The 23,958-nt window shown below is 50.8% G+C and carries 19 protein-coding genes; 1 reads left to right on the top strand and 18 read right to left on the bottom strand.

The window, feature by feature from the left end:
* Nucleotides 1–6: 6 nt before the first annotated feature.
* The 7 genes from ABDZ76_RS10630 to ABDZ76_RS10600 form a co-directional block, all read right to left on the bottom strand.
* A complete protein-coding gene (locus tag ABDZ76_RS10630) occupies nucleotides 7–3,492 on the bottom strand; it encodes an AAA family ATPase (protein WP_343805206.1) in 3,486 nt (1,161 codons plus the stop codon).
* Nucleotides 3,493–3,495: 3 nt separating this feature from the next.
* Nucleotides 3,496–4,764, bottom strand: a complete 1,269-nt coding sequence (locus ABDZ76_RS10625) for a metallophosphoesterase family protein (RefSeq protein WP_343805204.1) — start codon at nucleotides 4,762–4,764, stop codon at nucleotides 3,496–3,498.
* A 174-nt stretch (nucleotides 4,765–4,938) separates the two neighbouring features.
* Entirely contained in the window at nucleotides 4,939–5,619 is a 681-nt protein-coding gene (locus ABDZ76_RS10620) for an FMN reductase (RefSeq protein WP_343805201.1), read from the bottom strand.
* Between the two features lie 82 nt (nucleotides 5,620–5,701).
* Nucleotides 5,702–6,829, bottom strand: coding sequence for an LLM class flavin-dependent oxidoreductase (locus ABDZ76_RS10615; protein WP_343805199.1), 1,128 nt, complete (start codon nucleotides 6,827–6,829; stop codon nucleotides 5,702–5,704).
* Between the two features lie 146 nt (nucleotides 6,830–6,975).
* Nucleotides 6,976–7,827 (bottom strand): DMT family transporter, encoded by an 852-nt coding sequence (locus ABDZ76_RS10610; RefSeq protein ID WP_343805197.1) that lies wholly within the window; start codon nucleotides 7,825–7,827, stop codon nucleotides 6,976–6,978.
* 105 nt (nucleotides 7,828–7,932) lie between these two features.
* Nucleotides 7,933–8,565, bottom strand: coding sequence for an isochorismate family cysteine hydrolase YcaC (ycaC, locus tag ABDZ76_RS10605; RefSeq protein WP_343805195.1), 633 nt, complete (start codon nucleotides 8,563–8,565; stop codon nucleotides 7,933–7,935).
* Between the two features lie 98 nt (nucleotides 8,566–8,663).
* Entirely contained in the window at nucleotides 8,664–9,530 is an 867-nt protein-coding gene (locus tag ABDZ76_RS10600; protein ID WP_343805193.1) for a pirin family protein, read from the bottom strand.
* 135 nt (nucleotides 9,531–9,665) lie between these two features.
* Here ABDZ76_RS10600 and ABDZ76_RS10595 point away from each other — a divergent pair, with 135 nt between their 5' ends.
* Nucleotides 9,666–10,613, top strand: a complete 948-nt coding sequence (locus ABDZ76_RS10595; RefSeq protein ID WP_343805191.1) for a LysR family transcriptional regulator — start codon at nucleotides 9,666–9,668, stop codon at nucleotides 10,611–10,613.
* Between the two features lie 29 nt (nucleotides 10,614–10,642).
* Here the strand turns inward: ABDZ76_RS10595 and ABDZ76_RS10590 are convergent, their stop codons facing one another.
* The 11 genes from ABDZ76_RS10590 to ABDZ76_RS10540 form a co-directional block, all read right to left on the bottom strand.
* Nucleotides 10,643–12,979 (bottom strand): penicillin acylase family protein, encoded by a 2,337-nt coding sequence (locus ABDZ76_RS10590; RefSeq protein ID WP_343805189.1) that lies wholly within the window; start codon nucleotides 12,977–12,979, stop codon nucleotides 10,643–10,645.
* 146 nt (nucleotides 12,980–13,125) lie between these two features.
* Nucleotides 13,126–14,412: an acyl-CoA thioesterase/bile acid-CoA:amino acid N-acyltransferase family protein gene (locus ABDZ76_RS10585; protein WP_343805187.1), complete on the bottom strand. Its 1,287-nt coding sequence runs from the start codon at nucleotides 14,410–14,412 to the stop codon at nucleotides 13,126–13,128.
* 11 nt (nucleotides 14,413–14,423) lie between these two features.
* Nucleotides 14,424–15,992, bottom strand: a complete 1,569-nt coding sequence (locus tag ABDZ76_RS10580; RefSeq protein ID WP_343805185.1) for an ABC transporter substrate-binding protein — start codon at nucleotides 15,990–15,992, stop codon at nucleotides 14,424–14,426.
* Nucleotides 15,989–17,047, bottom strand: coding sequence for an ABC transporter ATP-binding protein (locus tag ABDZ76_RS10575; RefSeq protein ID WP_343805183.1), 1,059 nt, complete (start codon nucleotides 17,045–17,047; stop codon nucleotides 15,989–15,991). The genes ABDZ76_RS10580 and ABDZ76_RS10575 overlap by 4 nt, the downstream gene beginning before the upstream one ends.
* Complete coding sequence (locus ABDZ76_RS10570) at nucleotides 17,044–18,048, bottom strand: ABC transporter ATP-binding protein (RefSeq protein WP_343805181.1); 1,005 nt, start codon at nucleotides 18,046–18,048, stop codon at nucleotides 17,044–17,046. Before ABDZ76_RS10570 ends, ABDZ76_RS10575 begins: the two co-directional genes overlap by 4 nt.
* Nucleotides 18,045–18,944, bottom strand: a complete 900-nt coding sequence (locus ABDZ76_RS10565; RefSeq protein ID WP_343805179.1) for an ABC transporter permease — start codon at nucleotides 18,942–18,944, stop codon at nucleotides 18,045–18,047. Before ABDZ76_RS10565 ends, ABDZ76_RS10570 begins: the two co-directional genes overlap by 4 nt.
* Nucleotides 18,941–19,921, bottom strand: a complete 981-nt coding sequence (locus ABDZ76_RS10560) for an ABC transporter permease (protein WP_343805177.1) — start codon at nucleotides 19,919–19,921, stop codon at nucleotides 18,941–18,943. The genes ABDZ76_RS10565 and ABDZ76_RS10560 overlap by 4 nt, the downstream gene beginning before the upstream one ends.
* Entirely contained in the window at nucleotides 19,918–21,375 is a 1,458-nt protein-coding gene (locus ABDZ76_RS10555) for an NAD(P)-binding domain-containing protein (protein WP_343805175.1), read from the bottom strand. The genes ABDZ76_RS10560 and ABDZ76_RS10555 overlap by 4 nt, the downstream gene beginning before the upstream one ends.
* Before the next feature lie 2 nt (nucleotides 21,376–21,377).
* On the bottom strand, nucleotides 21,378–22,364 hold the full coding sequence (locus ABDZ76_RS10550; protein ID WP_343805173.1) for a LysR family transcriptional regulator: 987 nt from the start codon (nucleotides 22,362–22,364) through the stop codon (nucleotides 21,378–21,380).
* 81 nt (nucleotides 22,365–22,445) lie between these two features.
* Nucleotides 22,446–23,018 carry a peroxidase-related enzyme gene (locus ABDZ76_RS10545; RefSeq protein WP_343805171.1) on the bottom strand — a complete coding sequence of 191 codons (573 nt, stop codon included), beginning with the start codon at nucleotides 23,016–23,018 and terminating at the stop codon, nucleotides 22,446–22,448.
* Nucleotides 23,018–23,515, bottom strand: a complete 498-nt coding sequence (locus tag ABDZ76_RS10540) for a hypothetical protein (RefSeq protein WP_343805169.1) — start codon at nucleotides 23,513–23,515, stop codon at nucleotides 23,018–23,020. The genes ABDZ76_RS10545 and ABDZ76_RS10540 overlap by 1 nt, the downstream gene beginning before the upstream one ends.
* Between the last annotated feature and the right edge of the window lie 443 nt (nucleotides 23,516–23,958).

Raw genomic sequence — 23,958 nt, 5'->3', positions numbered from 1 at the left:
GACGCGCTACCCTTGCAAATTATGCAATGTAACAGACGGGCAGATGACCTTGGCAATATCGCACAAATGACGATGGTGGGTCAGATAAATAACCTGACCTGCCTCGGCCATTTGCGCAAAAAGGCGCAAAGTTTCTTCGGCGCGAAAATCGTCAAAGCTTTCCATAATATCATCTGCCACAAATGGCAGCGCCGGACGCTCACGCACAAATTCATAATAGCCGGCAACGCGCAATGCGAGATAAAGCTGAAAACGTGTGCCCTTGGATAATTCCTGCGCTTCACGCGAACTGCCATCCAACGCTTTGGCGATAAGAATTTCACCATCTTTGCCCGGTTGCGTCGCAAGGCCTGAATAATCACCACGGCTGATCGTGCTGAAAGCATCCGATGCCCGTTCCATCATCGAAGATCGGTGTTTGTCGCGATAGGCAATCAAGCCCGCCTCAGCCGCAGCAATACCGATGCGCAATTGCAGATAATTACGCGCACCATCTTCAATTTCCAGCAATGTGGTGCGGCGGCGTTCTTCAATTTCCGCAATACGGCTATCGCCACCCACAGCAGCAATTTTATCCTCCGCCTGATTTTTAGCCAGATAAAGCTCCTGACAGCGACCATCAATATCTTCACTGCGGGCACGCAATTCGGTGAGCTCAGCTTCAACTGCTTCACGTTCCAAATTGCCAAGCTGCTCTTCGGCACTTTTTGTGCTCTCAACGCCCAGCATTGAAATGAGTTCAGCTTCGGCCTCATCACTAAATCGTTGCAGCTCGGCACGTTCTTGCACTTGCGCTAGTTTCGCAAGCAATTCATCCAGCGTATCAACGCCAAAGAGCTTGGTTTTCTCATGCTTTTTAGCCGTCAGAACCGACTGCGTTTCAACGGTTTTAAGCCGCCGCTCATCCGCTTCTGACAGCGTTTCCATCAGTTTACGGCGCCGTTCATCAGCGCTGACTGCCGTTTTATTAGCCTGTTGCAACTGATGTGCCAGATCAAGTGGTTCCAGCCGCTCATGATCAAAGCCTGCCTGCAAGCTTAAATCCTGCACTTTAAGGCGGAATTGCTGCTGATCTTCCTCCATTTTGTCGATGCGGTCAGCCAGTGAATTTTGTTTTTCCAGCGCAGTCTCAAGCTCGCGCATCAAAGGCAAAATCTCGCGCACGGTGCTTAGATCAACATGTTCTCCACTTTGCCCCAGCCAACTAGCTGCACAAAGTTCCTGCCATCGTTGTTGCCATTGATGATCAGCTTGCTTCACCGCATTGAAAGCATGATCACGGCGCTGCAACTCTTCAGCCGATTTGGCCACAGCTGCTTGCAGTTTTTGCCATTCAGCTTTGCGCTCCATCAAATCAGCGCTTGTTGCAATCAGGCTTTGCAATGATGGTTTTTCACCCGTTTTAAAAACAAAACCACTGCGTTCCAACAGCGTTTGCAAAGAGTTGATCGCTTGAGCCTCATCATCAAGTGCCGCATCTAATTTGCGTTGCGCGCCCAGCATTTTCTCACGCAATTCCAAGGCTTGAGCGCGGCGCGTAAGCCACTCTTCAAGATTATCAATATTTAGAAGGTTGACCAATGAAGGCGACATTTTTTCAACAAAGCCGCTGACCTGCTGCGTCAACACAGCAAATGATTTTTCAGCATTTTCATGTGCCGTTTCTGCCCGCTTCAGATCATCTTCTGTCAGCTTATGATCATGGGTTAATTGCTGCAATTTGGTCAGTGCAGTCAGTTGCGAAATACGGCTTGCCTGCACCTGATCGTCTTGTCGCAACACATGCTCAAAATGATCGGCAGACCCCTGATCTAATTGTTTGCGATGCGCAATCCATGCCTCGTCCCGCGCACGGCGAATAGCAATAGCTGCGCTCTCATCGACAATCCCCTGACTTAAAGAGAGCGCATCTTTTTCGCTCTGCAACTGTGCCAAACGGTTGGTCAACCGCTCCGCCTCATGCGTCCAATGTTTGACCTGATCTTTCTGAGCGGCAATCTCTGCCTTGCAATGCTGCACTTGGCTCTGATCAGGCACGATCATCTCTACCAAGCGCTCAGCACCTTCATTATAGGGACGTAAATCACCAAGCCGCGCTTCAAATGCACCTTGTAGATCAGTCAGGTTTTCTCTCAGACCCTGCTGACGAGTGTGAAAGTCTAAAACCCGCAAACGTGCTGTCAAAGCATCCAGTTCGTGGCTCAAAGCACCATCCAGTTGCAATGCCTGATCTTCACCCAAAGCGTCTTTGTTTTGGGCTGTTAAAAGCTTTGCCTGCTGCTCGGCATGCAATAATTCTGCTTCTGCCGCTTTCAGATCACTATCGAGGCCGGAGCGCGCTTCAATCAAACCAGTAAACTGACCGGTTATGCGGGCTGATAGAACCAGGTTTTGCGGGTCTTTTTCGTTTTCACGCCCTAACCGGCGCAAAATACCGTGCAGCGTGCCTTGCACTTCGCGTGCTTCCAGATGGCGTTCGGGCAGGTCTTTGGCAGCCGTTAAAAAGCGCGCGCGCAAATCTTCCAGCTCTGCAATCCGGCCAGCCAGTGGAAGCGCATTTTCATCTACTTCAATCGCATCAATCTGATGGCGCAGACGTTCCATTTCATCCGACAAAGACTGCAATTGCACCCGCAATTCAATCTCTTGACCCTGCAATTCCCGCACCTCTGCCGTCCATTCATAAGGCGGCTGCGGCAAATATTGCAGTGGTGCCAGACGTTCGCGCAAACGCTTCAAGCTGGCAAGGCGCGGCAAAGCATTGAGCTGCTTTTCGAGCGCTGCAATGTGCAAGCGCATGACATTCCGCTCACCATTAATCTCTTCATATTGCTGCGTCGCCTGATCGCGGTTCTTAACCAGCAGGGCAAAATCAGCAGCAAAAACATCAAATTGTTCGCGCTCAGTTTTTAGGTCAGCCAATTGCGTTTTCAGCGCTTGCAGCTGGCTGTTACGGCCACGAAACTTGTAAAACAAATCCGCCTCACTGCGCAGATCCATCAACCTATTACTCAGTTGCGCCAAGCCGGCACTGGCCGAAAACAGCAATTCGCCGAGGTCTCCTTTGCTGGCCAGAATATTTTCGCCGCCCTGTTCCAACGTTTCATCATTCAATGAAAACATCGTGCGATAGCTATCGCGTTCAATCGCGCCGATATCTGCCCGAATAGCACTTTCCGGCAGTGGCCGCCCCTGCCCGTCCAGCAGGCTATTATTAGGCCGTTTGATGCGGACAAATTCCTTTGCCTCACCATTAACCTCAACCAGCCCGCCAAGCTGCATCGTGTTATAAGGGTGAATAAAATTATAAGAGCTTTGCGCACCTATTCCGAAGATCAAATCCAAAAGACCTGAAAAAAGCGTCGATTTTCCCGCTTCATTTGGCCCATAAATGATGTGAAAATCAGGTTTTTTGTCTGTTTTTTCACCAAATTCGATCTGTTTATCGGTAAATTTGCCATAACGGGTGAGGTCAAATCGCTGCAATCGCATTTTTTAAGCCTCACTCTCATCAGATTGAAGCCGTGCGATAACATTCTCCGCACCCACTTTTACCAGCCCATCAATGATGGTTTGAAACTCTGCTTCATCCTGCCCGAATATATCGCGACATTCGGCTGGCAATTGCGCTTTCAGTTCTTCGGCAATCTTTTGCGCATCCGCCTGAAAAGCTGGCGTGGACAACACATCCTCATGCACAAGATGATAAAGATCATGCAGCGGATCACTCTTGGAACTGAGATTTTCAGCCAGTGGTTCACAGGCAATTTCAAGCTTTTCAATCCATGTCTGGCCGATGGACATAGCCTTGGCCTGCAACTCTTCCATCAGCAAATCCCCATCGCGGCGAATACGCCATGCAAGTGCCGTTTGTCCGGTCAAAAGCACACGGAAAACACCATGCTCAGCCGTCACCATGCCTGCATTTTGCTGTAATGCCGCACCGATAAATTGCACCAGCTCCGGCCATTCAACAAGACCGCCGACATTGATCGTCAAGCGTTCAAATTGCGCGATACTGGTGACATGCTCGACGATTTCAATCGAGCGATCATGATTGACAGTGACAAGACTTACCGATTTCGCACCGGCCTCATTAATATCACGCCCCTGCGGCATGCCCGGCATCACGATGGCACAAGAACCTTCCACAATACTTCGTTTATGAATATGCCCCAACGCCCAATATTGAAAACCGCTTTCCTGCAAATCTTTGATACTGCATGGCGCATAAAGATCATGGCCTTCGCTTCCGGCCAGACTTGTATGTAAAAGACCGATATTAAACGCACCGGCCTGCGGATGCTTATATTTAGGCAGCAGACTATCCGGCGCATGGGCTTGCGCAAAACTTAAACCATGAATGCAAATCGGAAAAGGCGTGTCGGCATGGTCAATTTCGACCACTTCCGCCCGCCCGCCAAAGAGTTTAACACTATCAGGCAGTACCAGTTCTTTGGTAATACGCGATAAAGCATCATGATTGCCGCGAATGATAAATGTGCTAATTTTTGCATCATCCAGCCGTTTTAATTGCTCATGCAAAAAGCGCGCGGTTTTCATTGAGGTCTGATCACCGTCATAAAGATCACCGACAATAAGCAAAGCATCGACATTTTGCGCGATACATAAATCAATAATGCGCACGAACGCCTGACGTGTGGCATTGCCGATCAGTTCCGCCAATTCGCTATTGCGCAATGCAAGCGAGCGCAGTGGTGAATCCAGATGAATATCGGCAGCATGTACAAAACGAAAAGTCACAACAATTCCAGCACGTTCAAATTAATCACGCGAGTGCTAAGGTGGCACCAGCGTTCCATTTTTTCATATTCCTTTGGAGCAGAAAAAACACTATTTAGCAATGATCGCTTATTGTTGCGCTAAATCAGGCTGGCGGCTTGATTGAGCACCGCCAGCCTGTCGGATAGGATCATCTCAGATCTTTTCTTTGACGCCCGTATGCCCTTGCAGCAATTGGGCAAAAGGGGTGATTTTATTATCAAGCGCCACGCCGGATTTGCGTGTCCGCTGATCAGCAAGATTGGGCACAAAACCACCAACACCGGTTTTTTCTGCCACCACTTGCGCCGTAAACTCGCTTGCTGCACGCTGGATGCGGCGTGCCAAATCTTTGCCTGCTTCACCGCCGCCAAAATCTTCTGTGGCTGCAAACACACCTGTCGGCATAATAACGGCACGCAAATAGCTAAAGAGCGGCCGCAATGCATGATCAAGCACCAGCGAATGTCTGGCTGTTCCGGCAGTGGCGGCAATAATCACCGGCATACCGTTGAGGGCATCCGTGTCCAGCACATCAAAAAGCATTTTGAACAAGCCGCTATAGCTTGCGGAAAAAACCGGCGTAACCGCGATCAATCCATCAGCGGCAGAGATTTTATTCTTCACCTCCGACAAACGCGGGGTCGGGATGCCACCGGTTGTCATGGTTGTTGCCAGTTCAATGGCAAGCTCGCGCAGCTCAATCACCTCAATTTGCGCTTCTTCACCCCGCGCACCAACCTGCGCACGCACGGCTTCTGCAATCTGATCTGCGAGCAAGCGTGTGGATGAAGGTTGTGACAAGCCTGCACTGATAACAATAATCTGTCGTGCCATTCTGGCCTCCTGAAAAATCAGGTGACGGGAAGCTTGCCCCCCGTCACGATCGTTGATTGCGCCTTTTAAAGAGACAAAGACATCACTTTGACTCTTTGCCTGTTTCAACCGGAATAACCTTGCGGTGTTTTCCGTTCTCGCCTTGTGCCTTCAAGCTAGCATGGCTTGGCGGATCACTTGGAATATGTGCCGGACGGCGCGCCTCAAACTCTTTACGCAGAACCGGAACAACTTCCGTGCCCAAAAGTTCGATTTGCTCCAGCACCATTTCTTCCGGCAGACCGGCATGATCAACAAGGAAGAGCTGACGCTGATAATGACCGGCATAATCCGCAAAGCTCAATGTGCGCTCAATGACCTGTTCCGGTGAACCAACGGTCAGCGGGGTCATTTCCGTGAACTCTTCCAGCGAAGGGCCATGGCCATAAACCGGCGCTTTATCAAAGTAAGGACGGAATTTCGCAACCGCGTCCTGACTGTTTTTCTGCATAAACACATGACCACCAAGACCGACAATCGCCTGATCGGCACTGCCATGGCCGTAATGTTCAAAACGCGAGCGATAAAGATTAATCATCTGCTCGGTATGTTCTTTGTTCCAGAAGATATTATTGGCGAAAAAGCCATCTCCATAGAATGCAGCCTGTTCGGCAATTTCGGTGCTGCGAATAGAACCGTGCCAGACAAATGGCGGCGTATCATCAAGCGGTGCCGGTGCCAGTGTGAAACCACGCAGCGGTGTACGGAACTGGCCTTCCCAATCCACCACTTTCTCACGCCACAAACGGCGCAGCAGATGATAATTTTCAATCGCCATCGGAATACCCTGACGGATATCCTTACCGAACCACGGGTAAACCGGCCCCGTATTGCCGCGCCCCATCATCAGATCCACACGACCATCGGCCAGATGCTGAAGAATAGAAAAATCTTCGGCAATCTTCACCGGATCATTGGTGGTGATCAGGGTTGTTGCGGTTGTCAGCTGAATTTTGCTGGTTTTAGCCGCAATCCAGCCCAGCATCGTTGTCGGCGATGAAGGCACAAATGGCGGGTTGTGGTGTTCGCCGGTGGCAAACACATCCAAACCAACCTCTTCGGCCTTCAAAGCATATTTCATCATAGCTTTGAGGCGCTGATGCTCGGTTGGTGTATGATTGTTGGTTGGATCAGTTGTCAGATCACCGACAGTAAAAATTCCAAACTGCATAATAACACCTGTCTATTGCTAGCTGCGTAAACGCAGTCAAATATGAAATGGCGGCAAGCGCCTTTTGTTAAGCTTTATATAGTGTTTTTGGTTGCGATTTAACGGGTTGATATTGAAGACAGATTGTCAACAAAGCCGTGTAAGTTTCAGCGAGGAGCCAGTGCTTTACGGTCAATATACTGACTGTAAAGAAGGCTGATGATTACAATGGCCACGCCTGCTGCCTGCATCCATGAAGGCACAACACCGCGGAAGATGGCATCAAGTACAAAAGCCGTCAGCGGGGTGAGCAAAAACAATGGTGCAATGGCCGCAGCACCAGCGCCCTGAATGGCTTTGAACCACAAGACAAAGGTAACGGCTGTCAACAACAAGGCGACAATCGCCAGTCCGGCAATATTGGTCAGATCCAGACTTGAGGGAATATCGCCAAGCCAGATGGCGACGAGAGAAAGCTCAACCGCAGCAACCAACAATTGCCAGCCGGTAAAAGCCAGCAGCGATTTTGGCCGTCCCCATTTATTGACCAGCAAACCACCGATGGCGACGGAAAGAGCCGAACCAAGAGCTGCTGCAACACCCCAAAGGTCGATCGAAGCATCTCCTTTGAGCACAATCATCGCCACACCAATGGCACCCAAAGCCACAGCAACAATCTTGAGCCTTGATGGCTTGAAACCCAGCATCGGCCAGGCAAGCAACACCATAAACAACGGCCCCAGCGCCTGAAATGTTGCCGCCACGCCACCGGGCAATCTGATCGCCGCGATAAACAATAGCCCAAAAAAAAGACCACAGTTTAAAGTACCGAGCACAATGATTTTAAACCACCATTCACGCGGCAGAAATTCGCGCGCGAGCAACAAAAGCGGAATGGCAGCCCCTGCGGCACGAACCGCTGCAATAAACATCGGATTTTGCGGCAGCATGGTAACGGTAATAATATAGGTAAAGCCCCATAAAATGGTGGCAATAGCAGCGGCACTTTTTGGTGGCATAACACACATCCATTCATAATATTCAGTCTGTCGTTCAAAGCCGCTTACGGGCTGCCAAAACAGCCCGTAATTTATCACTCAGAACAAGGTTTACCCTATGACTGATTAAGCTTTGGCATTTGCCTGAGCGCGGGCATAGCCGTCCATCAGGTTTTTATAATCAGGAATATGGTTGGCAAACAAAGTGCCCAGACCTTCCACATCATTGCGCCAGTCACGGTGCAACTCACATGCAAGACCAAACCATGACATCAGCTGTGCACCGGCCTGTTCCATACGGCTCCAAGCCGCATGACGGGTCATTTCATTAAATGTGCCGGAGGCATCCGTCACTACGAAAACCTCATAGCCTTCCTCAAGCGCTGAAAGCACCGGAAATGCTACACAAACTTCCGTCACCACACCTGCAACAATCAGTTGTTTTTTGCCGGTTGCTTTGACCGCTTTGACGAAATCTTCATTGTCCCAGGCATTGATCTGGCCAGGGCGCGGGATAAAGGCTGCATCAGGCAGTTTTTCATGCAGCTCCGGCAACAGAGGGCCATTTGGGCCATCTTCAAAACTGGTGGTCAGCACGGTTGGCAGGTTGAAATATTGGGCAATATCAGCAACCGCAAACACATTATTGCGGAATTTGTCAGGGTCGATATCACGCACCAGTGACAACAGGCCGGACTGATGATCCACCAGCAGCATAGCAGCATTATCTTTGTCGATACGGTTATAGGTCTTTGACATTGTTACACCTCTGTTTGATCTGCACATTTGAAGGATAAAAAGACAGCGGCAGAAAGCTGGCCTCATCGGGGGTTAGAAATTGAAACGGGTTGAAAAACTTAAGCCGGAATAGTGCCGAACTTGCCTGCCCTGAAATCAGCAAAAGCCTGCTGCAACTCGGCCGCCGTGTTCATGACAAAAGGCCCGCGCATGGCTACTGGTTCGTTTAAAGGTTCACCGCTTAACACCAGCACCGAAGCATCACTCATCGCTTCCATGTTGAAATCAAAACCAGTCTGATCCAGCAGCACGAACTGGCCGGCGTGCGCTTGTGTATTACCGTTAATGGTTATCTCGCCCTTTAAAATCACCAAGCCAGCCGTATGGCCAACCGGCAAATCCAAAGTGGTATATTTGCCTTGCGTGAGGCGCACATCCCAAAGATCGATCGGTGAGAATGTCCGTGCCGGCCCTTTATGGCCGTTATAATCTCCGGCAATCACCCGTAAGCGACCGGCCTTTTGCGGCAATTCAACCGAGGGAATATCGGCATTCAAAAGAGTTTGGTAAGCAGGATCGGCATTTTTATCTTTTGCAGGCAAATTCACCCAAAGCTGCACCATATTGAACAAGCCACCGCGAGTAGCAAAAGCAGGCGAGTGAAACTCCTCATGCATGATGCCGGCTGCTGCCGTCATCCACTGCACATCACCGGCACCAATAATGCCACCCGCTCCGGTCGAATCCCGATGCTCCACTTCACCGTCATACACAATCGTCACGGTTTCAAAGCCACGATGCGGATGGGCATCAACGCCGCGCATCTCTGAGGTCGGCGCAAATTCCATTGGCCCTGCATGATCCAAATGCAGAAAAGGGCTGATATGTTCGCCCATCGTGCCATAAGACATCATGGTGCGTACCGGAAAACCATTACCAACCCAGTGTTGTGCCGGACTGTTGTAAATTCCAATAACTTTTCTCACATCATTACTCCTGCAAGCCAAACTGCTTGTTCATCTGTTGCAACAGATATATTCCTGCGACAAAAGATTGAGTAGTCAGCGAAATCATGCATCACTATCCTAAAAACAGGACAATCACCGGATCGGAACCTGAGAATGCAAGACCTCAATGATTTTCGTTTATTTGTGGATGTGGTCGAGCAAAACGGTTTTTCGGCAGCAGCGCGCAAACTCGGCCTGCCGCGTTCACGATTAAGCCGTCGTATTGGTCTGTTGGAAGAAAGCCTCGGTGTTCGCCTGATCCAGCGCTCTACACGACAATTTATCGTCACCGATATCGGGCAGGAATTTTACCATCACTGCAAAGCCATGGTGATTGAAGCTGATGCGGCACGCGATGTTATTCACCGTGTTCATTCAGAGCCACAGGGCACGATTAAAATCAACTGCCCCCCTTCACTGCTCTATTTGCAGGTCGGCGCAATTACGGCGCGTTTTATGGCGCAATATCCAAAAGTGAACATCATCCTCGATAACACCAACCGGCGTGTTGACGTGATCCGCGAGGGCTATGATCTAGTGTTTCGTGTGCGGTTTCAACCGCTGGAAGACAGCGATCTTATTATCAGCAATCTTGGTAGCAGCACCCAAAGGCTTGTCGCCAGCCCCGATCTTTTGGCGCATTGCATGACACGTCCGATGGTGCCTGCCGACCTCTCGGTTATGCCAAGTTTTGCATGGGGGCCAACGCAGGGCGAACATACATGGTGCCTTGATGGCCCCGATGGCGCCAGCATCAAAATCCCTTATGCGCCACGTCTCGTCACAGAAGATATGGTGACGCTCAAACATGCTGCCCTTGCCGGTGTCGGCGTGTGCCAGTTACCGACAATCATGGTGCATGATGATCTCAAGGCGGGCAGGCTTATTGATATTCTGCCACAATGGACACCGCGTGCGGGCATTGTCCATGCCGTCTTTCCTTCACGGCGCGGCCTCTTGCCCTCTGTTCGTAAACTTTTGGATTTTATGGCCAAAGAATATGCCGTTTTAAGCGAGATTGAAGCGCAATATTTGCGCGATCTGGGGCAATTACAACGCTAATTGTGCCTGCCCCAGATCAGCAATCAGTTTTATTGCGCCGTCAGCTTAATCTGCATTGTCGTTGCTTTTTCAACCGCTTCGCGGGAATAAACAAGCGGCACATGTTTGGCCTGATGCCAGTTTTTCAACAAATCGCCATAATGCTCAGAATGCGGCACGCCCGACTGTCCCGGATTATTAACAAACAAGCTATTATCCCAAGCGCCCACATCAATAACCATGCGGACAGATGGGCCTGATGTCACCGAAAAATCACTCAAGCGATAATTGGCTAAATTGAGCGCCGAACTGCTGCCGCCGACAGGCACGGAATCCATCGACCAGTTGTTTTCTGTCAATGACTGAAGCGGATGGCGCAATTCAAGCTTATGGATAGCACCCCAGCTCCACTGGCTTGCATCATCACCCATGAAACTGCGGCACTCAGCCATCGCATTGCTCAGGCTTTCCTGAATATCGGCGGTCAATTCAGCAGTTACATCAGCCTTTTCCAACCAGCCAACGATATTTTGTGAATCAAACGGCATCAGCAAAGCCATGACTTCAGGCGTTGCACCTTCGCGCTTGGCAACCAATTTGCCTAAATGCTTGCTGAACCAGACTTCAAATAAGGCGGAAGCAGGCGAACTAGCAACCAGATTGCCGTCAAAATCACGCAAAATCTGCCATGCCTCATGGGCATCATCCGCTTTGAAAAAAGCATGAAGGCGCTTCAGCGCACGCGCAGCAATTGGCGAAAAAGTCGAAACCTGCAAATCCACGCAATCAGCCAGTGTAATTGGTTCATCACGACCCAATTCGCGATATAATGTATCCTGACGGCTGCTATCTGCCCATTCATAACCAATAGCCGGATTATTAGCTGTCCATTCTGCCGGAATATTCAAAGCATTGGCAGTTGCTACAAAACCGCATGACGGATTAACCGCGACAGGTCCTGCTTCCGGCGCCAGATAGCCGTTCCACTCATATTGACCATGCCCAAGAACCGGCAAAAGACCGTCCCAATTATCACGAATAGGCGTGGCACCTGATGGTTTCCATGCAATCGTATTGGCCGTGTCAGCATAGATATGATTGACCGACGGGCAGCCCCAACCTTCCAGTGCTTTGACATAACGGGCATAGGTTTTGGCACGCATAACCGAAAGGCTGGCCATATAAGGCGCCATGCCTGCATCCATCCACACTGTGCGCAATGCAAAAATACGGTTATTGGCTTTATCTTCGTAAAGTACAGGGCCGTGACGGGTGAATTTATATTCCACCGCCTGATCAGGGTGACCTTTAACCGGAATAGTGTCTGCAATTGTGGTTACAGTTTCAAAACTATCGCCATAGACATATTGATCCGGTGCGCCTTCTTTGGTGTCATAGACATAAATATCTTCCTGATCGGCACCAAAAATTGTCAGGCCAAAAGCGGCAGTACCATTATGCCCCATGGAGATGCCCGGCACCATGGGTTCACCGGCACCAATCACATCCAGCCCCGGCATGGTCAAATGAACCACATAGCGGATGGATGGCAAAACATGGGTACGATGCGGATCAAGTGCCAAAATCGGGCGACCTGTTGCTGTTTTATCTGCCGAAATGGCCCAATTGTTCGAGCCTTCCTCAAAAGGCGCACGATCAATTTCACCCGCCGGTGTCACAGCCGTCCAAAAACGTGCTTCATCTAGCGTTGCCGCAAGGCGCTCTTTTGAGAAATTAACCGGACTAACCGCCAGACGGAAATCACGCAAAACCCTGTCTGTGACAACGGCCGGATCCAAGCCCTCAACCGGCTGCGGCACGTTGCCGAGCACCAGTTGTTTGCGCAATAAATCGAGTTTCGCACCAAGTTCTTTACCCGCTGCTGCCATCACTTTTGCGCGGGTTAATTCGGAAGTGGCATTCATTACCAGCGAGTGGCTGCGCACGCGCACCACATCTTCTGCCGCCCAATGATCGGGCTTGGTGCCAAGCAAAGTAAATTCCGGCGGCAATTCGTTTTCACCGCTCAGGCAACCATCAACATAAGCATTGATCCCTTGCGCAAAGCTTGTGCAAATTTCTTCAGAATCTTCACCATAAGCCTGCCATTCAGGCTGCATGTCACCGCGATAAAGAAACAGTCTTGCGGCTTTATCCTGCTCCAGATAGCCGGGGCCAAAATCACGCGCCAACAGGCCAAGGCCGCGTTTACGTGCCAGATCAATTTGCCAAAGACGATCACGCGCCGCATTCCAGCCTTGCGCAAAAAACAGATCATGCAGATTTTGCGCATTGATATGAGCAACGCCCCATTGATCCACATTAATCGTGACATCGTCTTGCAAACCCTTAACGCGGGCTGCGGCTAAATTGATCGCGCCGGACATAGATATTCTCCAATTATTTCCATGCAACTCAATGTCTGGAAATAGTAAAAAAACGGTTCGGATTTTCATAATCCGAACCGTTCCTATCTGACTTTATTCGAGGTTTAAAAACAACCCTGCACAGAGACATGCATGTCTCAATCATTTTAATTTTTATCAGCGGTTGCCTGTTGCAAGAACTTTAACACCGCCTGCCATGAAGCTTCATTAGCTTGCGCATTATGCTTGGCATCGCCGCCCATTGTCGTCAGATTACCGTTGACCGGATGAGCATGGACAATCTGTGTGGCCGGCACATATGGAAACAAGATCGAATGACCTGCTTCCGGCAGATTATACCACTCCACCGGAAAGGCATGTTTAGCCGCCAGCAAACTCGACTGCACCAACAACGAATAATAATCTGACGGCCATGCGCCATCATCACCACCGGAAATCAGCATCACCGGCCCAGCAATTTTCTCAACCGGAATACGCGCAATACGCATTGCCTCAGGGTCAGCCAATGCAGTGCGCATAGCAAGGCTATTGCGGCGCGGCTGCTCGCCGTCATCATAAGGCTTCCAGCTGGCAAAACGGTTATTATCCCAGATATGGGTCAGCGGTTTGCCCTGATAAAGCCAGCATGGACCATCGCGCCCTAATGCCGGATCAGCTGCGGCCTGTCCGCCATGCACAAAAGCACTTGGAACATAACCAATCACCGCCGACACTTTTTCAGGGAAAGTCGAGCCCAGCAGCAAGACAAGTTCGCCGCCGCGCGACTGGCCGCTGATCGCGACAAAATCATCCTCCGGCTTGACTGTTTCGCGCAGCCAATCAAGGCCTTTTTCGAAATATTCCAACGGCGTGTTGGAGATATATTTCGGCAGGCCTTCCGCGCCAAAATAACCAAGTGCCAAGGCATGATAGCCGCGAGACGCATAAAGAGCCGCGCGTGGCTCATTGATGCCGCCACCAGAACCATTCATAATCATCACAGCGGGGGCAGGTTTATCACCGGCAGCACGGTAAAGCGTGCCGACTAAACCGTTAACCCGCACTTCTTCACGCGTGACACCTTCTGCCATCAATGTCTGGACGAGGTATGCATCCGCATGTTTTTCGCCATCACGAACAGTCAGAACTGTTTCAAGCGGCTGCGACAAATCTTTGTTAAACTGCGGTAGCATGCCTTCACGGCCATGATGCTGCGACCAGATCAGCCCCATTGCCGACACGCCCTGATAATCACCTGAAAGAGATGCATCACGGGTGAGATCAACGACACCTTGCGCGTCCGCCTCAAATACGGCCTCGCTTTTCCAGTCAAAGCCTGCACGATTGGTCAGGCTTTGCACGGTAATTTTGCTATGAGGCGTCGCGCCGGAAATAGTAATCCGGCGCTCCACATCAATCAGCGCAACCTCTGGTTCAACTGATATTTTCAACATTAAGCTTCTCCTTAGTCGGCTTTGATTTTGCTGACCTGCATCGCAACGGTGCGGTCACTGTTCCAAGGCACAACTTTCAGATCATCACGCGCTGCCCAGATGTTTTTATAATGGAACAGCGGAATAATGCCGACATCTTTCGCAACGATCTTAACGGCATTGCGAATGATTTCTTCACGCTTGGCATTGTCAAACTCGGACGTTACATCCGCCAGCGCCTTGTCAAATTCAGCACTGCTATAATTGCCCCAGTTGGAAGCACCCAAGCCTTTTTCTTTATTTGGTGTCGCCAAAATTGAGGTCATGGCATAGGTGCCTTCACCGGTACCATTGCCCCAACCAATCATGGTCATGGCATATTCGCCCTTATTGGCGCTGCCGGAATAAACCGAGAATGGCACGACTTCGACCTGTGTTTCCACACCAACACGTGACCAGAATTGCGCCAGAGCCTGTGCGGTTTCAGGGCCTTGCGGGTAACGATCACTTGGAACGTGGATGGTCATTTTAAATCCATCCGGATATCCGGCGTCAGCCAAAAGCTCTTTGGCCTTTGCAGCATCAAACGGAATGTCTTTCGTATCCGGATCATAACCGAATGTGCCTTCAGGCATCCACTGATTGGCAGAAGTTGCACCATTTTGCATGATACGGCTGATGAGACCTTCACGGTTGACCGCCACGTTAAGCGCTTCACGCACTTTCTGGTTCAAAAGCGGATTCTCCTTCAAAGGATTACCGGCTTTGTCGGTCAAATATTTTGAAGGCTCCGGATTGAAGCTCGGCTGCATGATAAGCGCGCGCAAGCCCGGATAAGCATAGACCTTAACGCCTTCGGATTTTTCCAGCTTGGCAATGTCAGCAACCGATACTTTGTCGATCACATCCACGTCTTTGGCGAGAAGTGCAGCCGTACGGGCAGGACCATTATTGATATAGCGGTAAGTGACATTTTCCCATTCAGGCTTGTCACCCCAATAGGCATCATTGCGCTTCATCAAAACGCGGTCGCCCGGTGTATAACCTGCATAATTGTAAGGCCCGTTGGTCACCATCGCCTTACCACTATTATAGTCTTCGGTAGTTGATTTTTCACCAACATGTTTGCTGACAATGTAAAGACTGGAAAGTGTTACCGGCAGCAAAGGATCAGGCACAGTGGTTTTGATAATCAGGTGATGATCATCAATGATTTCCACTTTATCAACGGTACGGATAAAACCTTTAACGGTGGCAACACTGCCCGGAACATCACGGGCGCGCTCATAGGAAAAAGCCACGTCTTCAGCGACAACCGGCTTGCCATCCGACCAGACAGCATCTTCATGCAAAGTAAATTCCCATGTCAGCGGATCGACATTGCGCCATGATTTGGCAACGCCCGGCTGCATGTTGACCACATCTTTGCCGGTCAGCGGATGCCAGAAATGCTGAGCAACAGAGTGATCACCCGCATGGTTGTTCAACTGCGGGTCAATCGAAGAAAGCGGATCGGCAAAACCAATGCGCAGATCTTCCGCCATCGCACTGGCAGAAAATAGAAAGGTTGTCATTGCGAGGGCACTGAACAGATTTTTCATGCGTTTAACTCCTGTTGAGCCATAGGATTTTGTGATTGGGGGATATCGTTGAGATGGCAGGCACTGATGTGTTTATCGCCTACTTTTTTCAAGGCTGGTCGTTCAACGCGGCATCGGTCAAAGACAAGCGGACAGCGCGGATGGAAATGACAGCCGTTCGGCGGGTTGATCGGGCTTGGAATTTCACCCTTAATCGCCGAATAAGATTTGCTGCGTTGCGCAAGATCAGGCACCTCAGAGAGCAGCATTTTGGTATAGGGATGGTTCGGGCGCGCAAAGAATTCCTTTGCCGGTGCATCTTCCACCACACGACCTAAATACATAATCAGCACACGGTCGCACACATGGCGCACCGCACGTAAATCATGGCTGATAAACAGATAGGTCAAATCCAGCTCTTCGCGTAAATCCATAAACAGATTAAGGATTTGCGCCTGAATCGATACATCAAGAGCTGCAATGGATTCGTCACAGACCAGAAAACGCGGATTAAGTGAAAGCGCACGTGCAATGCTGATACGCTGACGCTGACCACCGGAAAACTGGTGCGGAAAGCGAGTGCGAATAGCCGGATCAAGCCCGACACGCTGCAATTGCTGGCTCACATAATCATCAAGACCGGATCGGCTGGTGAGACCATGCACCAAAGGTGCTTCACCAATGGCCTTATCAATGCGCTTGCGCGGATTGAGGCTTGCCTGCGGATCCTGAAAAATCATCTGCACATCAAGATGCGTTTTATTTTCGCGTGATGGTTCTTTGCCGTAAACTTGCACATCACCACTGGTCGGGCTCATCAAGCCTGCCGCAATGCGGCCAAGGGTGGATTTACCGGAGCCGGATTCACCCACCAGACCGACAAACTCACCGGCACGAATAGTGACATTCACCCCGTCCAGCGCATGCACAACAGGGCGCGGGCGTGAAAGCCCCATTTTCTCGCTCAAAGCAGAACCGCCGCCGCCAAAACGCTTCTCAATATTCTGCATTTGCAGAACGATCGGCTGCTCTTCGCTTAAACCCTCAGGTGTTTTTGTGCTCATGTTTTCACTCATGGCCGCAACTCCTGCATAGTCTTAATATCCGCCAATGCGCCACCAATCGGATGGAAGCAACGATAGCGATGATGATCAGAGCCGGTAAATTCCGGCTGCACCTGACAAGCCTCAGTGGCATAGCCGCAGCGCGCCGCAAATGCGCAACCCTTTGGTGGCTGGAACATGTTTGGTGCAATGCCCGGAATTTGCTGCAAACGTGTGCCCGGTTCGGCATTGCCCGGCAAACTGCCGATCAGCCCTGCCGTATAAGGATGGCGCGGATCATCAAGTACATCACCGACATTGCCCGTTTCGACAATACGTCCGGCATACATCACCGACAAAGTATCAGCGATACCAGCCACCACCGACAAGTCATGAGTAATCCAGATCAGCGCCATGTTGGTGGCTTTCACAAGCCCCTGCACTTCCGCCAGAATTTGCGACTGGATCGACACATCAAGCGCTGTCGTCGGCTCATCGGCAATAATCAGATCAGGCTTATTCAGCATGGCGATAGCCAGTGCCACGCGCTGACGCATACCGCCTGACAACTGATGCGGATAAGCATCCAAACGGCTTTCAGGGCTTGGAACGCCAGTAGCACCCAGCACATCGCGTGCCCGCTGGCGGGCATCGGCATAAGAAATTTTCTCATGCGCCTGCAAGGCTTCGATCATCTGTTCAGAGATACGCAGCACTGGATTAAGCGTCATCATCGGATCCTGAAACACCATCGCAATGCGGTTACCCTGCAAATGACGAAGCTGTTTTTTGGAATATTTGGTGATGTCTTCGCCTTTAAAGCGCACTTCACCCGAAACAATACGACCCGGCCGATCAATCAAACCTAAAACCGAAAAACCGGTGACGGATTTACCGGAGCCGGATTCACCCACCAGCCCCATGGTCTGACCGGCACGCAGTGAAAAAGAGACATCTTCCACCGCATGCAAAACGCCTGTTTGTGTGTAAAATCGCGTGCACAAATTGCGCACATCAAGCAGCAACTCACTCATGATAAAGCCCTCGGATTAAACACATCACGCAGGCGGTCGGCTACGAGATTAATCGCCACAATAGAAATCAGCAATGCCAGACCGGGGAAAAAACTGATCCAGTAATCACCCGACAGCATATATTGAAAACCGTTGGAAACGAGCAGACCAAGTGACGGCTCTGTCACCGGCACACCAAGCCCCAAAAAGCTCAGTGTTGCTTCCAGCGTAATGGCGCGTGCGATCTGCAATGTACCAATAACCAGCAATGGCGGCATGCAGTTTGGCAAAATGTGCCCCAACAAAATTCTGAGCGGCGAAAGACCAAGTCCACGGGCAGATTCCACATAGTCACGCTGGCTTTCAACCATCGCCTGACCCCGCGCTGTACGGGCATAATAAGCCCATTCAAGCAACACCAATGTGATCACCACATTGCCGACACCGCGGCCAAAAAAGGCGAGCATCAAAAGTGCGACAAGAATAGATGGCAGCGACATCACAAGATCAACAAGACGCATAAGCAATGCGTCGGTTTTGCCTCCGGCATAGGCTGCGACCAGACCCAGCACAATGCCGATCACACCGGCAATGGTTGCCGAACCAATGCCCACCACCAGACTAGTGCGCAAACCATAAAGGATAGCCGAAAACAGATCACGTCCCTGCCCGTCAGTGCCAAGCAGATAGGTGTATCCATCGGTCATATTGGTTTCACCGGGGGCAAGACGCGCATCCATCACGTCGATAGCCATCATGTCATAGGGGTCTTGCGGCGCGATGAAAGGCGCAAAAATTGCGGCTAATGCAATCAATACACAAAGCACAAGGCCAAAGACAGCCAATGGCGAGCGCAGGAACATCCGGATATTTTCCGCAACCGGCGAGCGTGGGGGTTTTGCGAGAGCCAAAGTCATGCCGCAGCCTCCGTTCTGACGCGCGGATCAAGGACGCGATAGAGAATATCGACGACAAGATTGATCGTCACAAACAGTGTCACCACTACCATCAGATAGGCAACAACCACAGGACGGTCGAGCGCATTGATACTATCAAGAATGAGTTTACCGGCACCCGGCCACGAGAAAATATTCTCCGTCACCACCGCAAAAGCAACGGTTGAACCAAACTCAATACCAAGGACAGTCACCAGCGGGATCATCACATTGCGCAAAATATGACGGCGCACGACCCGCAAAGGCGACAAGCCTTTGGCGCGGGCAAAACGCACATAATCCAGTGACTTCACCTCGCGCACACCGGCATTGGTAAGGCGAATAACCAGTGACACTTTAAACATTGCCAGATTGATCGCAGGCAAAAGCATATGACGCAGGCCATCAAGGGTAAGAAATGACCATTCCACCCCGAAAAGCCGCACCGTAGTGCCACGTCCACTGGCAGGCAACAGTCCGAGCGAGACACTGAATGTCATGATCAGCAGCAAACCGACCCAGAAAGTCGGCAGCGAAAAGCCCAGAATACTGCCCGTTGTGATCAGCTTGGCGAAAGGATTTTCAGGCTTTAATCCGGCAAAAAGACCAAGCGGAATACCGATGAAGACAGCAAAAATCATCGCCAGCACCGCCAGTTCAAGCGTGGCTGGCAGACGTTGCAAAATCAATGTCACCGCAGGCGTATTATAGACAAAACTATTGCCCAGATCGCCCTGCAAAGCGCTTTTCAAAAACAGCCAATATTGCTGCCAGACAGGCAGATCGAGACCGAGACGTTCGATCAGCTCGGCACGGTCTGCCTGTGTTGCATCCGGCGCCAGCAAAATATCTGCCGGATTACCAATCAGATGCAGGCCGAGAAACACGACCACCGACATAATCAGCAGCACAATTGCGGCCTGAGCTAATCGTTTGATGAGCCAGACAGTAAAATTCATGCCAGTTCCTCAAGATCGCTCTGATTGTAATTATCAGCTTCTGTCCATTCATCGCCGAAAACTTCCGGCTCGTCATAGTTACGGGCATTGGCAAAATGCTGCTCAATATCTTCATGATAAAGCGTAGCAGCAATGCCTTGTGACAGACGTTGCGCACCTTCACTGATTGACGGAATATCACCCGACACACCGCCATGCGACATCATCGCCGGATAGCAGAAGCAATGGATGCGCGACAGGCCTTCGGCTTCCACCCCCGCTTTTGGCAGAAATTCAAATGCCGGGCCCAGATCGGGCGCTTCAATTAAGGAGCGGTCTTCATTACCGGTCAGTGGTGCCAAGCGCTCTTCCCATGTGCGGGCTTTGGTGGCAATTTCCGACAGAAATGCTTTCTGACGCCAATCGATCTGAAAACCGGTTGAGGCGATGACGAAATCAAACTGACGGCGGCCTTTCGGCGTGGTGATTTCGATCTTGTCGCCTTCGACGGTAATTTTATCAAGCGACGCACCGAGTTGGAAAAACGCGTTTTTATGACGGCTTACACGCAGCACGCTGGCGCGCGGCGGCGGCACTTGTTCTGCACCGACATAGCTGTAAATAGCCAGTTTTGTGCGGCCATCAAGATTTTGCATACCATAGACAGAGCCCGGATTGCCCATGCCTTTGCCGCGGTTGATACGCGGAATATCCTTGCGGCGAATGAGCAGATCAACGCGCGCAGCGCCAGCTTCCAGCGCTGTACCGGCACTATCCATCGCCGATGCACCAGCGCCAATCACGGCAACATTCTTGCCCTTCAGGCTGTTATAATCATACTCATCCGAAGAATGCGCCCAGAAATGACGCGGCAGACTGCTGATGATTTCCGGCACATAAGGGCCGCCCAAACCATCACGTCCGGTGGCAAGCACCACATGGCGCGCCAGTACTGTGCGGCTGCCTTCCGGTGTTTCCATTTCCAGAACAGTGTAATCTGCTTGCGGCTTAATCAGCGTGATACGATGGCCATTACGCACTTCCACATTAAGCACATCGCGGAACCAGCGCAGATAATCCATCCATTGCAGACGTGGAATTTTATCCAACTCTTCCCATTTTGTCTCACCAAACTGCGCAGTAAACCAAGCGCGGAAAGTCAATGACGGAATACCAAGAGCCGGACCTGTCAGGCTTTTTGGCGAGCGCAGGGTTTCCATACGCGCTGTTGTTGCCCACGGGCCTTCAAAACCTTTTGGACGCGCATCAAAAATTACGGTGCGGATGCCCAGATGTTTGAGTGATGCCGCCGCCGACAAACCCGCCATACCGCCGCCGATCACCGCCACATCCAGCAATGTCTCACCTTCGGCCTGTTTGACCGGCACCCATTCTTTGGATGGGATTGTCAGATATTCCAGATCACGGGCAACCAGTTTATTCAGTTCTTCAAGGGATGATGGAAAGTTTTTCATAATCAGTCCTCCAGCAATGCCAGCTGGGTAATCAGCGATTGATGTTCTTCGGGCGAATGAATTTTAAAACCCGGCACAAGCTTATGTGCAGCGTCTTCAAGAGCAGAAATCAGTTCCAGTGCCGTTTCGCCAAGCTGCACGCCATTATGGCTGATGACACCAAAACAATATGGAATATCAAGCTCCAATGGCAGCAAAGTAACGCCGTCCATCGGCGTACCGGCAGATGTCACCGGCTCAACAATGCCCACGGTGCCTGAAGGGCCGCCGGCACCGGCGCGGATCAGCGCCAGTGCATTCATGGTTGAATTGGTGCGGATCAACCCGCCCGTTTCAATTTTGTTGTTTTTCAATGTCTGACGGATACGAGCCGGAAGCCCGCGCACATTCGACATTTCCACCAATGTACGGCTTTTAATCACCGATAATGGCAAACCGCCTGTTTCTTTAGCCAGCGGATCATCAGAGCGCACCGCCAAAAGACAAGGTGCACAACCAAACCAATGCGTGGTCTGGTCACGATGTTGCAAGGGCAAAGACGTGGCACCAATATCCGCATCATGCGAGAGAACGGAACTGCGCACCCGTTCCGGTGTATCGGTCTGGATGGTGATACGTTTTGCACCTTCAACGCCGATTTTCTGGTTCAATGACGCCCAGGCATGAGGCACCAAACCAAAAGCCAGCGCCGAAATGCAGGCAATGCGCACAGGCCGTGACTTTAAATTGGCAACTTCCTGCGCACGCTCCCACACCTCGGCAATACCTGCCAAGGCGCGCTCAACGTCATCGCGTAGCAACATGCCTTGCTGGGTCAGAGCCAGACGCTGCCCCACCCGGACAAACAGTTTTTGTCCGAGGTCGCGCTCCAGATCCTGAATGATGCGGCTAACGGACGGCTGCGAAAGCTGCAATCTTTTGGCAGCAGCTGTTACGCTGCCCAAAGTTGCTACTTCCAGATAGGCCTCCAAAGCCTTTAAATTGCGCATAATCTCTCCCTGTCTGCCGGTTGAGGGGCAGCGAAAATGCCCGAGCAACACAATGCTTTGGCAAAAACAGCGGCTAAATGATTATTTGACCGGATCGCCCAGCACATGCATCAAACGGTTTGCCCAGCCAAACATGGCTGTGGAGAGCACCAGATCAACGGCCTCTTCTTTGTTCAAACCAGCTTTTGCCAAACCTTGTGCGTCAAGAGCATCTGTTTTCGGCGGGAACTGCGAGAGTTTCAGCGCAAAATCAAAAATCGCCTGATTTTTAGGATCGAGCTTTGCTTTTTCACCTTCGAGGAAAAGCTTATCGGTCACGCTCTCATCGCGGCTGAGCTGTGCATGGCGTTGCGCATGAACGGCGGCACAATAAACGCAGCGGTTAACCACCGAAGCACCAAGTGCGCCCAGTTCGCGCTCTGCACGACCCAAACCACCCTTGCCATACATAACAGTATTAAAAAGCGGCGAGCGAACATTGAGGCTTTCCGGATCATGCGCCAGAACCAGCACATAGTCAGACACTTTGGTGTTGGACGGCGTTACTTTCAACGCATCCAGCTGTTCCGGCGTTGCTTCAGCCAGCACAACCGGCTTAACGCGCGGGCGCCATTCAGGAACAGTTTTGGTGAATTTATGAATAACTTCGCTCATTATGCCTGCTCCCCTTCGATCAATGATGCAAGACCTGCTGCCACACGGATCTGATAGGCAAGGAAAGCATTCAATTCACACAAACGGACAATATCAGCATCCGCAACACCAGCCTGTTGCAGTGTCGAAATATCTTCGGCAGCAATGGCTTTGGTGTTGTTGGCCACTTTATCCATGAAAGCGACAACCTTTTGCTGAACCAGATCAGACGGCACATGATCGGTTGCCGCAAGTTCTGCATAAGGCGAGCCAGCGGCCGCTTTGCCGTAAATATTGGCCAGATAAGGATTATTATTTGCCGTTGCGATACGGGTTGCAATGGCTGCACGAAAATCATGCGACCAGGCACCGCCATCGGCTGGCGCCAGCACAGCAGCCTGCGCCTGACGTGTCATGACAAACACATCCTGACGCGCCTTCAGTTCTTCAAATGGCGGCGTATCTTCAACATCCCCCGCAAGCCACAAGCTCACGGTCTCCAAAGCAGATTTGTTCATTTTATTCCCCTGACAGTGTTTTCATTTCCATTTGCGAACCAATCACCAACACTGCTTCCCGCCGCATGGTATTAGTTGTTTTATGGATAAAGCAACACTGTTTATTCATTTTTTAAATAACCTGTCATCGTCGATTACGGCTGTCAACCACTTTTGCAAGCCAACAGCATATTTCAGTTATTCCTCTGAGCATAAAAACAGCCGGGGAAGAGCTGCATTTGCGGCTTTGCGCAAATAGAATGCAACATTCATTCAACCTAGCTTATATGGAGCAAAAAAGTGGGGTAAAGCGGCCTAATTTTGCCCTAAGACGTAAATGATTTTCTTAAAAAAGCGCGATTAAGGGTAAAAAAATTTGCACCGAGCCAAAATTGAACGGAATCAAAGCGCACAATGAAAGAGCTAAATACAATCAAAAATTTGCCCCTATTCATGAATGAAAA

This window comes from Paenochrobactrum glaciei (assembly GCF_039522165.1).
In the GTDB taxonomy this organism is placed as follows: Bacteria; Pseudomonadota; Alphaproteobacteria; order Rhizobiales; family Rhizobiaceae; genus Paenochrobactrum; species Paenochrobactrum glaciei.
This window is presented reverse-complemented; position numbering and strand designations above follow the sequence as displayed.